The organism is Kitasatospora sp. cg17-2, from assembly GCF_054031055.1.
On sequence record NZ_CM132923.1, the window covers coordinates 7,824,230 to 7,838,692 of the forward strand.

Below are 14,463 nucleotides of genomic sequence, written 5' to 3' on the forward strand. Positions count from 1 at the left end.
CGACCCTGGCGAAGGCGAGCGCGGAGAACTTCCCGGTCGCCCCGTTCTTCCTGCCCGCCGCGTGGCGCGACGACCTCATGGCGGTCTACGGCTTCTGCCGGCTGGTGGACGACGCCGGCGACGGCGACCTCGCCGACCCGGCCGGCACCGCCGCACTGCTCGGCGTCCCCGCGCGGCCGGAGCCGTCCGGGCCCTCGGAGACCCCCGGACTCACCCCTTCGGCCCAGTCCGGCCCGCCCGCCCCCGACCGGCCCTCCCCGGCGGAGACGGCGTTCCGGCTCGCCCTGCTGGACGGCCTCGAGCACGACCTCGACCGGGTCTTCGAGACCGCTCTCGACCCCGCCCGCGGCGAGGCCCCCCGGCACCCGCTGCTGCGCCCGCTGGTCCCCCTGGTCGACCGGCACGGGCTCACCCCGGAGCCGTTCCGCCGGCTGATCGAGGCCAACCGGGTCGACCAGACCACCACCCGCTACCGGGACTACGACGAGCTCATCGCCTACTGCACGCTGTCCGCCGACCCGGTCGGCCGCCTGGTCCTGGCCCTCGCCGGCGTCGCCACCCCCGAGCGGATCGCGATGTCCGACGACATCTGCCGGGCCCTGCAGATCGTCGAGCACCTCCAGGACGTCGCCGAGGACCTCGCCCGGGGCCGGATCTACCTGCCGGCCGAGGACCTCGAACGCTTCGGCGTCACCGAGGCCGACCTCGCCGCGCCGAGCGCCGGGGCGCCGGTCCGCGAGCTGATCCGCTTCGAGGCCGACCGTGCCCGCACCCTGCTCGACCGAGGTGCGCCATTGGTAGGTACGGTTCGGGGGAGGCTTCGACTGCTCCTCGCGGGATTCACCGCGGGCGGGTACGCGGCCCTGGCGGCCGTCGAGGGCGCCGGGTACGACGTGCTCGCCCAGCAGGCGAAGCCGGACAAGCGCCGCCTCGCAGCGAAGGCGGCGGCCATCTTCGCGAAGGGAAGGTGAACGCCCGCGTGGCGGCATCACCACTGGCGTCGGCTCCGGTCATGGCGGCCTACCGGTACTGCGAGGCAGTGACCGGACTGCAGGCCCGCAACTTCAGCTACGGCATCAGGCTGCTGCCCGAGCCGAAGCGGCTGGCCATGTCGGCCCTGTACGCGCTGGCGCGCCGGGTGGACGACATCGGCGACGGCGAGCTCCCGGCCGACCGCAAGGCGGAGGCGCTGCTGCGCACCCGCGAACTGCTCGACGAGATCCGGGCCGGCTCCGTCGCGGAGGACGACACCGACCCGATCAAGGTCGCGCTCGCGGACAGCGCCCGGCGCTTCCCGATCGACCTCGGCGGCTTCGACGAGCTGATCGACGGCGTCGAGATGGACCTCAAGGGCGCCGAGTACCAGACCTACGAGGAGCTCAAGGTCTACTGCCGGTGCGTCGCCGGAGCCATCGGCCGGCTGTCGCTCGGCGTCTACGGCTGCGACGACCCCGAGCGCGGTGCCCGGTACGCCGACACCCTCGGGCTGGCGCTCCAGCTCACCAACATCCTGCGCGACCTGCGCGAGGACGCCCTCAACGGCCGCACCTACCTGCCGATGGAGGACCTCGTCCGGTTCGGCTGCCAGGAGGGCTTCGCCCGCCCCAGGCCCCCGGTCGGGGCCGACTTCGCCGGGCTGGTCTCCTTCGAGGCGGCCCGCGCCCAGGCGGCCTTCGAGGAGGGCCTGCGGCTGCTCCCGATGCTCGACCGCCGCAGCCGGGCCTGCACCGCCGCCATGGCGGGCATCTACCACCGGCTGCTCGGCCGGATCGCCGCCGACCCGGAGTCGGTGCTGCGCGGCCGGGTCTCGCTGCCGGGCTGGGAGAAGGCGTACGTGGCGCTTTCCGGGCTCGCCGGGGGGCGTTCTTGATTCTTGCCACAGTTCTGTCACGCTGTGTCAGCGGGGAATCACTTATGGGTAGAGCCCTGTTGACCGTTGGGTCGGGCCCGGCCGCACTGACCGCGGACCCGACGGCACTGACCAAGGGCGCTCCGGTCACGACCGGACCGGGCGCCGGACGCGAGGGGGAGGTCGGATGACCGGGCGAGCCGACGCCGCGCGCCCGGCCGCAGTCGTGGTCGGCGGCGGCCTCGCGGGCATCACCGCCGCGCTCCGGCTGGCGGAGGCTGGCCACCGGGTCACCCTCGCCGAGGGCCGGCCCCGCCTCGGCGGACTGGCCTTCTCCTTCCGCCGCGGCGAGCTGACCGTCGACAACGGCCAGCACGTCTACCTGCGCTGCTGCACCTCCTACCGGGGCCTGCTGGAGCGCCTCGGCGCCAACCGGCTGGTCCACCTCCAGGAGCGGCTGGACGTGCCCGTCCTGGGCGTCTCCGGGCCCGCCGACGCGCCGGTCCGCACCCTGGGCCGGCTCGGACGCGCCGCGCTGCCGGTGCCGCTGCACCTCGCCGGCAGCCTGGCCCGCTACCCGCACCTGGGCCCGGCCGACCGGGCCCGGGTGGTCCGCGGCGCGCTCGCGCTGCAGCGCCTGGACCTCGCCGACCCGGCCCTGGACGCCGTCTCCTTCGGCGACTGGCTGCGCCGGCAGGGCCAGAACGAGCGGACCGTCGCCGCGCTGTGGGACCTCGTCGGCGTGGCCACCCTGAACGCCAGGGCCGACCGGGTGTCGCTGGCACTGGCCGCGATGGTGTTCAAGACCGGCCTGCTCTCCGACCCCGGGGCCTCCGACATCGGCATGGCCGCCGTCCCGCTCGGCACCATCCACCACGACCGGGCGCTCGCCGAGCTGGAGCGCGCGGGCGTGAAGGTGCTGCTGCGCGCCCGGGTGACCGAGCTCAAGCCCGCCGTCCCCCAGCACACCGTCCGACTGGAGGGCGGCGGCGAGCCGCTCACCGCCGAGACGGTGGTCCTGGCCGGCGCCCAGGACACCGCGCTGGAACTGCTGCCGCCCGACGCGGTGGCCCACCAGGACCGGCTCGCCGGCTTCGGCACCTCGCCGATCCTCAACGTCCACGTGGTCTACGACCGCAAGGTGCTGCGCCGGCCGTTCTTCGCCGCGCTCGGCTCGCCCGTGCAGTGGGTCTTCGACCGCACCGCGCACTCCGGGCTGGCCGGCACCTCGCTCGGCGCGGCCCACCCCGACGCCCAGTACCTGGCGCTCTCGCAGTCCGCCGTGGACGACGAGATCGACCTGCCGGTCGCCGAGCTGCGCCGCCGCTACCTGCCGGAGCTCGCCCGGCTGCTGCCCGCCGCCGGCGGGGCCGAGGTACTGGACTTCTTCGTCACCCGCGAGCGCACCGCCACCTTCGACCCGGCCCCGGGCACCGCCGCGCTGCGCCCCGGCCCGCGCACCGCCGTCCCCGGCCTGCTGCTGGCCGGCGCGTGGACGGCCACCGGCTGGCCCGCGACCATGGAGGGGGCCGTGCGCAGCGGCCACGCCGCCGCCGACGCGGTACCGGCCGCCGACGGCCGGCCCCGGCCGGCCGACCGCGGCGACGGGAGGTGGCCGAGGTGACCGGCACCGCGCTCGCCGGGGACCTCGGCGATCCCGCCAGAGCGGGTGCCCACCCGCTCGGCCCCGGCGGCACCACCACCGCCACCGGCCGCGCCGAGCCCGGCCGCACCACCACCGCCAGCCTCGGGCCGTCCCACGCGGCCAGGCACCACCAGGGAGAGGGAACGTACGTGGAGTCACGCACCGGCACCGTCGGCGGAGGCACGGCACACGCCGGACCGGTCTCGGTGCCGGAACTGCTCAATCGCACCCGCGCGCTCTGCACCCCGCCGCTGAGGGCCGCCGTCGCCCGGCTGGCCGCACCGATGGACACCGTCGCGGCGTACCACTTCGGCTGGATCGACCGGGACGGCACGCCGGTCGCGGGGGACGGCGGCAAGGCCGTGCGCCCCACCCTGGCGCTGCTCTCGGCCCAGGCCGCCGGTGCCCCGGCGGAAGCCGGGGTGCCCGGTGGGGTCGCTGTTGAACTGGTGCACAACTTCTCCCTGCTCCATGATGATCTGATGGACGGTGACGAGACCCGGCGCCACCGGGCCACCGCCTGGACGGTCTTCGGCCCGGCCCAGGCGATCCTGGTCGGTGACGCCCTGGCCACGCTCGGTACGGAGGTGCTGCTCGACGCCGCGACCGCGGGCGGCGCGAGCCCCACCGACGCCGCGCGTGCCGTCCGGCTGCTCAACACCGCCAGCCGCCGGCTGATCGACGGGCAGGCGATGGACGTCGCCTTCGAGCAGCGGGACACCGTCACCGTCGCCGAGTGCCTGGAGATGGAGGGCGGCAAGACCGCCGCCCTGCTCTCCGCCGGCGCCGCGCTCGGCGCCGTCCTGGCCGGGGCCGACGACCGGGTCTCGGCCTCGCTCCAGCGCTTCGGCGACCACCTGGGCCTGGCCTTCCAGGCCGTGGACGACCTGCTCGGCATCTGGGGCGCCACCGAGGTCACCGGGAAGCCGCACTGGGGCGACCTGCGCCAGCGCAAGAAGTCCCTGCCGGTCGCCGCCGCGCTCGCCGAGGGCGGTCCCGCCTCCCGCGAACTGGCCGAACAGCTCGCCGACCCCAAGGGGCGCGGCGAGGAGAGCGAGACCGAACTGGCCGCCCGCGCCCTGCTGATCGAGCAGGCCGGCGGCCGCGCCTGGACCCGGGAGGAGGCCCGCCGCCAGCACACGACTGCCCTCGCCGCTCTGGACGAGGTGCCCATGCCCGATGTGGTGCGCGAGCACTTCGTCGCACTCGCCGAATTCGTGGTGGTACGAGAGAGGTGACGTTACGTTGACAGCAACCGCGGACGGCCGGCTCGACCCTGAGTACGATCCCGAGCCGGTCGCGGTGGGCGGCCTCGCCCCGGCGCTGCTGGGCGCCGGGGAGTGGCAGCCCGAGGGGGCCGCCGCCGCGTCGGCCGACCGGACCGAGCAAGCGCAGAACGGGGCCGCCTCCGCCGAGGAGGCACTGGCCCGCGCCACCACCCACCTGCTCTCCCTGCAGAGTTCCGAGGGGTGGTGGAAGGGCGATCTGGAGACCAACGTCACCATGGACGCCGAGGACTTACTGCTCCGGCAGTTCCTCGGGATCCGGACCGAGGAGCAGACCAAGGCCACCGCCGAATGGATCCGCTCCCACCAGCGCGAGGACGGCACCTGGTCCACCTTCCACGGCGGACCGGCCGAGCTGTCCACCACCGTCGAGGCGTACGTCGCCCTCAAGCTCGCGGGCGACGATCCGGGCGCCCCGCACATGACGGCCGCCGCGCGCTGGATCCGCTCCGCCGGCGGGATCGCCGCCGCCCGGGTGTTCACCCGGATCTGGCTCGCGCTGTTCGGCTGGTGGCCCTGGGAACGGTTGCCGGAGATGCCACCGGAGATCATGTTCCTGCCGAGGTGGCTGCCCCTCAACATCTACGCCTTCGGCTGCTGGGCCCGGCAGACCATCGTCCCGCTGACCGTCGTCTCCGCGCACCGGCCGGTACGCCCGGCGCCCTTCGCGCTCACCGAGCTGCACACCGACCCGGACGACCCCTTCCCCGTCCGGCCGCTCGCCCCGGCCACCAGCTGGGACGGCCTGTTCGAACGCCTGGACAAGGCCCTGCACGCCTACCACCACCGCGCCCTGCGCCCGCTGCGCCGGCTCGCCGTCTCCCAGGCCTGCCGCTGGATCGTCGAACGCCAGGAGGCCGACGGCTGCTGGGGCGGCATCCAGCCGCCCGCCGTCTACTCGCTGATCGCCCTGCACCTGGAGGGCTACGAGCTGGACCACCCGGTGATGCGGGCCGGGCTCGCCTCCTTCGACCGCTTCACCGTGCACACCCCGGACGGCCGGCGCTGGATGGAGGCCTGCCAGTCCCCGGTCTGGGACACCTGCCTGGCCACCGTCGCCCTGGTCGACGCCGGACTCCCCGCCGACCACCCCGCGCTGGTCTCGGCCGTCGACTGGATGATCGGCGAGGAGATCACCAAGCGCGGCGACTGGTCCGTCCAGCGGCCCTCGCTCGCCCCCGGCGGCTGGGCGTTCGAGTTCGAGAACGACACCTACCCCGACATCGACGACACCGCCGAGGTGGTGCTCGCGCTGTGCCGGGTCTCCCACCCGGACCCGGCCAAGGTGGCCGGCTCCGTCGACCGGGGCGTGCGGTGGAACCTCGGCATGCAGTCCAAGAACGGCGCCTGGGGCGCCTTCGACGTCGACAACACCAGCACCCTGGCGAACAAGCTGCCGTTCTGCGACTTCGGCGAGGTCGTCGACCCGCCGTCGGCGGACGTCACCGCCCACGTCGTGGAGATGCTGGCCGAGGTCGGCAAGGCCCGCGACCCGCGCACCCGGCGCGGCGTCGAGTGGCTGCTGCGCAACCAGGAGGCGGACGGCTCCTGGTTCGGCCGCTGGGGCACCAACTACATCTACGGCACCGGCTCGGTGCTCCCCGCCCTGGTCGCCGCCGGAGTGCCCGCCGAGCACCCGGCGATCCGCCGCGCCGTCCGCTGGCTGGAGGACCGCCAGAACACCGACGGCGGCTGGGGCGAGGACATGCGCTCCTACGAGGACCCGGCCCGCTGGGCCGGGCGCGGCGACACCACCGCCTCGCAGACCGCCTGGGCGCTGATGGCGCTGCTCGCGGCCGGGGAGGGGCCGGACGGCCGGGCCAACCCCGCCGTCGAGCGCGGCGTCGACTGGCTGGTGCGCACCCAGCTGCCCGAGGGCACCTGGGACGAGCCCCAGTTCACCGGCACCGGCTTCCCGTGGGACTTCTCCATCAACTACCACCTCTACCGGCTGGTGTTCCCGGTCACCGCGCTCGGCCGCTACCTGCACGGCGGCCCCGCGGCCGGGCGGCCGGTCACCGGCACGGCGCCGATCGGGGCGTCCCGGTGAGCGCTGCCCCGCTGCTGGTCCTCTGCGCGCTCGGCCCCGAGGTGTGGGCCCTGCGCGGCGGGGACTGGCGCGGCGCGGCCGGCGGCCCGCCCGTCGTGGTGCGGACCGGCGTCGGCCGGCGTCGGGCCTCGCTCACCGTCAGACGGCTGCTGACCGCCGCCCCCGGCGGCTACGGGGCGCTCGTGGTGGCCGGCTTCGGCGCCTCCGTCGCGCCGGGCATCACACCCGGCGACGTGATCGTCGCGGACGGGGTCCGTGACGCCGAGGGCAACCACTTCGCCGTCGGCTCGGGGCCCGGACTCGCCCGGGCCCTGGCCGCGCGCGGCCTGACCGCGCACACAGGCGTGCACCACACCGCCGACCACGTGGTGCGCGGCCTGGAACGGCGCGCCCTGCACCTGCAGGGCGCGCTCGCCGTCGACATGGAGGCCGCCGCCGTGCTGGCGGCCCTCAGCGAGCTGCGGCCCGGCCTGCCCGCGGCCGTGCTGCGGGTCGTCGTCGACACCCCCGAGCGGGAACTGCTGCGCCCGGGGACCCTACCGGCCGGCGTCCGCGCCTGGCGGACGCTGCGCGCGACGGTGCCCGCCCTGGTCGACTGGCACCTGCGGAACGACCGGGCGGGCCGGGACCGGCCCTCGCCCGCCACCCTCGACCACCCCACATCCTCGACGCTCCCCCAGGAGGCGAGCTAGCCATGGCCATGCCGTTGCGCCAGACCGTGCGGGTCGGCACCTACCTCATGCAGCAGAAGCTCAAGCGACGCGACAAGTTCCCGCTGATCGTCGAACTGGAACCGCTCTTCGCCTGCAACCTGGCCTGCGAGGGGTGCGGCAAGATCCAGCACCCGGCCGGGGTGCTGAAGCAGCGGATGCCGGTCGCCCAGGCGGTCGGCGCGGTCCTGGAGTCGGGCGCCCCGATGGTCTCGATCGCGGGCGGCGAGCCGCTGATGCACCCGCAGATCGACGAGATCGTCCGGCAGCTGGTGGAACGCCGCAAGTACGTGTTCCTCTGCACCAACGCGCTGCTGATGCGCAAGAAGCTGGACAAGTTCACGCCCTCGCCCTACTTCACCTTCACCGTGCACATCGACGGGCTGCGCGAGCGGCACGACGCCTCGGTGGCCAAGGAGGGCACCTTCGACGAGGCGGTGGAGGCGATCAAGGAGGCCAAGCGGCGCGGCTTCCGGGTGACCACCAACTCGACCTTCTTCAACACCGACACCCCGCAGACCATCATCGACGTCCTCGACTACCTCAACGACGACCTCCAGGTCGACGAGATGATGATCTCCCCGGCCTTCGCCTACGAGAAGGCACCCGACCAGGAGCACTTCCTCGGCGTCGAACAGACCCGCGAGCTCTTCCGCAAGACCTTCGCCGGCGGCAACCGGCGGCGCTGGCGCCTCAACCACAGCCCGCTCTTCCTGGACTTCCTGGAGGGCAAGGTCGACTTCGAGTGCACCGCCTGGGGCATCCCCAACTACTCGCTCTTCGGCTGGCAGCGGCCCTGCTACCTGATGGCCGACGGCTACGTGCCGACCTACCGCGAGCTGATCGAGAAGACCGACTGGGACAAGTACGGACGCGGCAAGGACGCCCGCTGCTCCAACTGCATGGCGCACTGCGGCTACGAGCCGACCGCCGTCCTCGCCACCATGGGCTCCCTCAAGGAGTCCCTGCGGGCGCTCACCGACACCGTCGGCTCCAACCGGGGCCGCTGACCGCACCCGTCGGCGGACGGCCCACCGGCCGTCCGCCCCGTCCGGCCCGGGCCCGAACCCGGGCCGGACCCCACCCCGCGAGGCCGAGGCCCGACCCCGGGGGCACCACCGCACCGCTCCGAGTCGTGAGGTGAAAGCCATGTCACTGCTCTCCAGCGTCACATCCCCGGCGGACCTGAGAGCCCTCCCGGCGACCGAGCTGCCCCGGCTCGCCGACGAGATCCGGGAGTTCCTGATCGACGCCGTCACCCGGACCGGCGGCCATCTCGGACCCAACCTCGGCGTGGTCGAGCTGACCATCGCCCTGCACCGGGCCTTCGACTCCCCGCACGACCGGATCGTCTGGGACACCGGCCACCAGAGCTACGTGCACAAGCTGCTCACCGGTCGGCAGGACTTCTCCGGGCTGCGGACCAAGGGCGGCCTGTCCGGCTACCCCTCGCGCGCCGAGTCCGAGCACGACCTGGTCGAGAACTCGCACGCCTCCACCGCGCTCTCCTACGCCGACGGCCTGGCCAAGGCCGCCCAGCTGCTCGGCCAGCACGACCGGCACACCGTCGCGGTGATCGGCGACGGCGCGCTCACCGGCGGCCTCGCCTGGGAGGCGCTCAACAACATCGCCGCCGCCAAGGACCGGCCGCTGGTCATCGTCGTCAACGACAACGAGCGCTCCTACGCCCGCACCATCGGCGGCCTCGCCAACCACCTCGCCACCCTGCGCACCACCCAGGGCTACGAGCGCTTCCTGTCCTGGGGCAAGGGCACCCTGCAGCGCACCCCGGTGGTCGGCCAGCCGATCTTCGAGGCGCTGCACGGCGCCAAGAAGGGCTTCAAGGACGCCTTCGCGCCGCAGGGCATGTTCGAGGACCTCGGGCTCAAGTACCTCGGCCCGATCGACGGCCACGACCTCGCCGCGCTGGAGTCCGCGCTCGGCAAGGCCCGCGGCTTCGGCGGCCCGGTCATCGTGCACTGCCTCACCGTCAAGGGCCGGGGCTACCGGCCCGCCGAACAGGACGAGGCGGACCGCTTCCACGCCGTCAACCCGATCGACCCCTACACCTGCCTGCCGATCTCGCCCAGCACCGGCGTCTCCTGGACCTCGGTGTTCGGCGACGAGCTGCTGGCCGTCGGCGCCGAACGCCCGGACGTGGTGGCGATCACCGCCGCCATGCTCCAGCCGGTGGGCCTGGCGAAGTTCGCCAAGGCGTACCCGGAGCGCACCTTCGACGTCGGCATCGCCGAGCAGCACGCCGTCACCAGCGCGGCCGGCCTGGCCACCGGCGGACTGCACCCGGTGGTGGCGGTCTACGCGACCTTCCTCAACCGGGCCTTCGACCAGGTGCTGATGGACGTCGCCCTGCACCGGCTCGGCGTCACCTTCGTGCTGGACCGCTCCGGCGTGACCGGGCCGGACGGCGCCTCGCACAACGGCATGTGGGACATGTCGATCCTCCAGGTCGTCCCCGGGCTGCGGCTGGCCGCCCCGCGCGACGCCGACGAGCTGCGCGCCCAGCTGCGCGAGGCGGTGGACGTCGCGGACGCCCCGACCGTGGTGCGCTTCCCCAAGGCGACCATCGGCCCGGCCGTCCCCGCGATCGAGCGGATCGGCGGCGTGGACGTGCTGCTGCGCACCGGGGAGCGGCCGGAGATCCTGCTGGTCACCGTCGGCACCACGGCCGCCGCCGGGCTGGACGCGGCCCGGCTGCTGCTGGCCGAGGGGTTCACCGCGACCGTGGTCGACCCGCGCTGGGTCAAGCCGGTCGACCCGGCCCTGCCGGAGCTCGCCGCCCGGCACCGGCTGGTGGTCACGGTCGAGGACAACGGCCGCGCCGGCGGCGTCGGAGCGGCGATCGCCCAGGCGCTGCGGGACGCCGACGTGGACGTTCCGGTGCGGGTGCTGGGCCTGCCGCAGGAGTTCCTCGGGCACGCCGCGCGCGGGGAGATCCTGGAGGAGACCGGGCTGACCGGCACCGGGGTCGCCGCCCAGACCGCCGCCTTCGCCAAGCACCTGCTTCCGGCCGGTGGAGCGCCGGACCGGGAGCGTCCGGACTGGCAGTCCACCGGGCGGGACCTTCCGAACCGGGACCTTCCGAACCGGGACCTTCCGAACCGAGGAGCGAACCAGCGCCATGCCGGCTGACCCCGACGACCGCACCGAAGCCCGCGCCGACGCCCGGTTCGACCTGGCCGCCCTGCTCGCCGAGCGGGGCAAGGAGCGGTACGAGCTGCAGAGTCGCTATCTGAATCCGCAGCTGGCCCGGATGCTGCACACCATCGGTTTCGACAAGTACTACGAGCGGGCCCGGGGCCAGTACTTCTACGACGCCGAGGGCAACGAGTACCTCGACATGCTGGCCGGCTTCGGCATCTTCGCGCTGGGCCGCCACCACCCGGTGGTCCGCTCGGCCGTCCAGCAGGTGATGGACCTCGACCTGCCGGACCTGGTCCGCTTCGACTGCTCGCCGCTGCCGGGCCTGCTCGCCGAGCGGCTGCTGTCGTACACGCCCGGGCTGGACCGGGTGTTCTTCGGCAACAGCGGCACCGAGGCGGTGGAGACGGCGCTGAAGTTCGCCCGGTACGCCACCGGCCGCCGCCGGATCCTGTACGCGGACCACGCCTTCCACGGGCTGACCACCGGCTCCCTGTCGGTGAACGGCGAGAACGGCTTCCGCAAGGGGTTCGACCCGCTGCTGCCGGACACCGCGATCCCGCTCGGCGATCTCGGCGCGCTGGCCAAGGAGCTGAAGCGCGGTGACGTCGCGGCGCTGATCGTCGAGCCGATCCAGGGCAAGGGCGTGCAGGCGCCGCCGCCCGGCTGGCTGCGGGCCGCCCAGGACCTGCTGCACGAGCACAAGGCGCTGCTGATCTGCGACGAGGTGCAGACCGGGATCGGGCGCACCGGCGAGTTCTTCGCCTACCAGGACGAGGAGGGCGTGCTGCCGGACCTGGTGTGCGCGGCCAAGGCGCTGTCCGGCGGCTATGTGCCGGTGGGGGCGACCCTCGGCAAGGGCTGGATCTTCGAGAAGGTGTACTCCTCGATGGACCGGGTGCTGGTGCACTCGGCCAGCTTCGGTTCCAACGCGCAGGCGATGGCGGCCGGTCTGGCGACCCTGGAGGTGATCCGGGACGAGCAGGTGGTGGAGAACGCCCGCAAGGTGGGCGACTACTTCCGGGCCCGGCTGACCGCGCTGGTCGACCGGTACGAGCTGCTCGCCGAGGTGCGGGGGCGCGGGCTGATGATCGGGATCGAGTTCGGGCGGCCGAGGTCGCTGAAGCTGCGGACCGGCTGGACGGCCCTGCAGGCGGCCCGCAAGGGGCTGTTCGCCCAGATGGTGGTGGTGCCGCTGCTGCAGCGGCACCGGATCCTCACCCAGGTGTCCGGGGACCATCTGGAGGTGATCAAGCTGATTCCGCCGCTGATCATCACCGAGCGGGACGTGGACCGGTTCGTGGAGGCGTTCACCGAGGTGATGGAGGACGCGCACCGGGGGAGCGGCCTGATGTGGGACTTCGGGCGGACGCTGGTGAAGCAGGCGGTCGGCAGCCGCTGAGTCCGCGTGGGGGCGCGTTCCGTGGGGGCGCGTTCCGAGGCGATGTGTTCCGTGGGGATGTGTCGCGCGGGGTGGGGGCGGGGACGCGTTCCGCGGGGTGGGGCCGGGCCGCCGCAATGCCGGTCGCCGGGTTCCCACCCCGCGGGAGAGCGGGGGTCAGAGCTCGGTCCGGCGGCGCCGGACCACGACGACGAGATCGACGGCGGCGAGCAGGGTGAGGATCCCGCAGGCCACGGCGAAGCCGGTGAGGGTGCCCCGGCTCGGCGCGCCGAACGCGGGGGCGTTCGCGGCCCAGACCGCGAACCCCGCGGTGGCCAGCGCGAACAGCGGGGTGAAGGTCAGCGAGAGCAGGTAGCGCAGCTTGAGGTCGCTGCGGGCGGTGGCGGGTTCGGTGCCGCTGTGCCACCGCCGCGGGGTCGTGGCGGGCATCCGCGGTCACCTCCCGGTCCTGGCCGGCCCCCGGTTCCGGGCCGCGCGTCGCACACGGCGTCGGGGCCGCGCGTCGTGTGCCGCCCGTCGGGGCCGCGCGTCGTGTGCCGCCCGTCGGGGCCGCGCGTCGTGTGCCGCGCGTCCTGGGCCGCCCGTTCGTACCGGCGGTCCTCGTACGGGCGGTCTACGATTCCAGCGTACGTCTGCTGGGCGAGCCGGGGAGGGGCGATGACGGAGACGGACGCGGAGGGTTACGCGGGGCTGCGGGTCGAGCGGGCCGAGGAGCTGGCCCGTCGGCACGGGTGGGCCTCGGTGCGGGTCCTGCCGCCGGGGGCGGCGATGACGATGGACCACCGGGAGGGGCGGCTCAACCTCGCGGTGCGCGACGGACTGGTGGTGCGCAGCTGGGAGGGCTAGGGCTCGGGCAGGGGTGAGGCTCGGGGGCGGGGGCTTTTCCAGATCCTTCGCGGACGGTCCGGCCGTAACCGCCCGAATGGGCCCGAGAGCATTACCGGGGGCATTCGGAATTCCTCGGCAAAGGTGTTCTCCGATCGGCCGAGGTCGTTCCGGGTCGTTCCGGAGACGTTTTCGGATCGAATGTCCGTATGGCGTTCGTGTGCCTTCTCCCAAATTCAGGCAAAAAAATACGGAGTGGGAGACCGGCCGGGCCGGTTCCCACCCCGTGGTAACCCTGCGTAGGTTCGGAGGGTCAGTCGAGGGGACCGCCGGCCACGTAGACCACCTGACCGGAGACGAAGCCCGCGCCCTCGCCGGCGAAGAAGGAGATGGTGTTGGCCACGTCCTCCGGCTCGCCCACGCGCCGCACCGGGATCTGGGTGGCGGCGGCGGCCTTGAACTCCTCGAAGCCCATGCCCACCCGGGCCGCGGTGGCGGCCGTCATGTCGGTGGCGATGAAGCCGGGGGCGACCGCGTTGGCGGTGATGCCGAACTTGCCGAGCTCGATGGCCAGGGTCTTGGTGAAGCCCTGCAGACCGGCCTTGGCGGCCGAGTAGTTGGCCTGACCCCGGTTGCCCTGGGCCGAGGAGGAGGAGAGGTTGACGATCCGTCCGAAACCGGCGTCGACCATGTACTTCTGGACCGCCCGGGTCATCAGGAACGCGCCGCGGAGGTGCACGTTCATGACCGTGTCCCAGTCGGATTCGGTCATCTTGAAGATCAGGTTGTCCCGCAGCACGCCCGCGTTGTTCACGAGGACGACCGGGGCGCCGAGCTCGGCGACGATCCGGTCGACCGCGGCCTGCACCTGGGCGGCGTCCGAGACGTCCGCGCCGACCGCCAGGGCCCGGCCGCCTGCGGCGGTGATCCGCTCGACGGTCTCCCGGCCGGCCGACTCCTCCAGGTCGAGCACGGCGACGGCGTAACCGTCGGCGGCCAGGCGAACGGCGGTGGCGGCGCCCAGGCCGCGGGCGGCGCCGGTGACGACGGCGACCCGCGGGGACGTGGTCTGCTCGGTCATGCTCGGTCTCGTCTCTCTCGGAGGTCCGCGGACGTCGGAGCGGGTCCGCGGATGTCGCTCGGGTGTCGGTCGGGGGTCACCCCGGTGACCGGCCGGACGCGGTTCCGTTCCGGAACGCGGTACTCAGGGAACTCCCAGGAACCGTACGGCGGGCTCTCGGGTTCCGCCGGGCCGATCCGGCGGGCGGATCCGTCCGGGTGGCCATACCCTACCGGCGAGTAGGGAGCGCGGCCAGGGCGAAGGTGCAGGTGACCGAGGGTAAGGACCGACCGGTCGGCTTTCTCCTGCGAACGGGTTACCGGCGGGTCGGCACGGCGAGTAAATATGCCAATGTTGCCGAACCTGCGTCTACTATCCGCCCCTGCCTGCCAGCGAGGGCCTGCCGTTTGTATAGTGTCCGCCAGCAGCCACCGGCTGCACGGCTGGAGCGCCCTCCCTCACAGCGGGACGCCCACT

The 14,463-nt window shown here is 73.8% G+C and carries 12 protein-coding genes; 10 read left to right on the top strand and 2 right to left on the bottom strand.

Annotated features, from left to right (window positions below; genetic code table 11):
* The first annotated feature begins 5 nt into the window (after window positions 1-5).
* From hpnC to ACW14Y_RS33025, 9 genes are all read left to right on the top strand, one after another.
* Window positions 6-971, top strand: coding sequence for a squalene synthase HpnC (hpnC, locus tag ACW14Y_RS32985; protein WP_456988316.1), 966 nt, complete (start codon window positions 6-8; stop codon window positions 969-971).
* Window positions 972-1,012: 41 nt separating this feature from the next.
* A complete protein-coding gene (hpnD, locus tag ACW14Y_RS32990) occupies window positions 1,013-1,870 on the top strand; it encodes a presqualene diphosphate synthase HpnD (protein WP_051742930.1) in 858 nt (285 codons plus the stop codon).
* Between the two features lie 166 nt (window positions 1,871-2,036).
* Window positions 2,037-3,473, top strand: a complete 1,437-nt coding sequence (gene hpnE, locus ACW14Y_RS32995) for a hydroxysqualene dehydroxylase HpnE (RefSeq protein ID WP_380438520.1) — start codon at window positions 2,037-2,039, stop codon at window positions 3,471-3,473.
* Between the two features lie 170 nt (window positions 3,474-3,643).
* Complete coding sequence (locus ACW14Y_RS33000; protein ID WP_380299423.1) at window positions 3,644-4,732, top strand: polyprenyl synthetase family protein; 1,089 nt, start codon at window positions 3,644-3,646, stop codon at window positions 4,730-4,732.
* Between the two features lie 64 nt (window positions 4,733-4,796).
* Complete coding sequence (gene shc, locus ACW14Y_RS33005) at window positions 4,797-6,830, top strand: squalene--hopene cyclase (RefSeq protein ID WP_380299424.1); 2,034 nt, start codon at window positions 4,797-4,799, stop codon at window positions 6,828-6,830.
* The gene (locus tag ACW14Y_RS33010; protein ID WP_380386794.1) at window positions 6,827-7,522 is read left to right on the top strand and encodes a 5'-methylthioadenosine/S-adenosylhomocysteine nucleosidase family protein; all 696 of its coding nucleotides are present in this window, start codon (window positions 6,827-6,829) and stop codon (window positions 7,520-7,522) included. The genes shc and ACW14Y_RS33010 overlap by 4 nt, the downstream gene beginning before the upstream one ends.
* Window positions 7,523-7,524: 2 nt before the next feature.
* Entirely contained in the window at window positions 7,525-8,550 is a 1,026-nt protein-coding gene (hpnH, locus tag ACW14Y_RS33015; RefSeq protein WP_266273340.1) for an adenosyl-hopene transferase HpnH, read from the top strand.
* Window positions 8,551-8,689: 139 nt separating this feature from the next.
* On the top strand, window positions 8,690-10,690 hold the full coding sequence (gene dxs, locus ACW14Y_RS33020; protein ID WP_456984532.1) for a 1-deoxy-D-xylulose-5-phosphate synthase: 2,001 nt from the start codon (window positions 8,690-8,692) through the stop codon (window positions 10,688-10,690).
* Entirely contained in the window at window positions 10,680-12,101 is a 1,422-nt protein-coding gene (locus tag ACW14Y_RS33025; protein ID WP_380438525.1) for an aspartate aminotransferase family protein, read from the top strand. The genes dxs and ACW14Y_RS33025 overlap by 11 nt, the downstream gene beginning before the upstream one ends.
* A gap of 156 nt (window positions 12,102-12,257) precedes the next feature.
* Here ACW14Y_RS33025 and ACW14Y_RS33030 read toward each other — a convergent pair whose 3' ends face one another.
* The gene (locus ACW14Y_RS33030; RefSeq protein WP_266273337.1) at window positions 12,258-12,530 is read right to left on the bottom strand and encodes a DUF6343 family protein; all 273 of its coding nucleotides are present in this window, start codon (window positions 12,528-12,530) and stop codon (window positions 12,258-12,260) included.
* A gap of 228 nt (window positions 12,531-12,758) precedes the next feature.
* Between ACW14Y_RS33030 and ACW14Y_RS33035 the strand changes: the two genes are divergently transcribed.
* Entirely contained in the window at window positions 12,759-12,947 is a 189-nt protein-coding gene (locus ACW14Y_RS33035; protein ID WP_380299418.1) for an I78 family peptidase inhibitor, read from the top strand.
* Window positions 12,948-13,239: 292 nt separating this feature from the next.
* Here ACW14Y_RS33035 and fabG read toward each other — a convergent pair whose 3' ends face one another.
* Window positions 13,240-14,007 carry a 3-oxoacyl-ACP reductase FabG gene (gene fabG, locus ACW14Y_RS33040; RefSeq protein WP_030392182.1) on the bottom strand — a complete coding sequence of 256 codons (768 nt, stop codon included), beginning with the start codon at window positions 14,005-14,007 and terminating at the stop codon, window positions 13,240-13,242.
* Window positions 14,008-14,463: the final 456 nt, after the last annotated feature.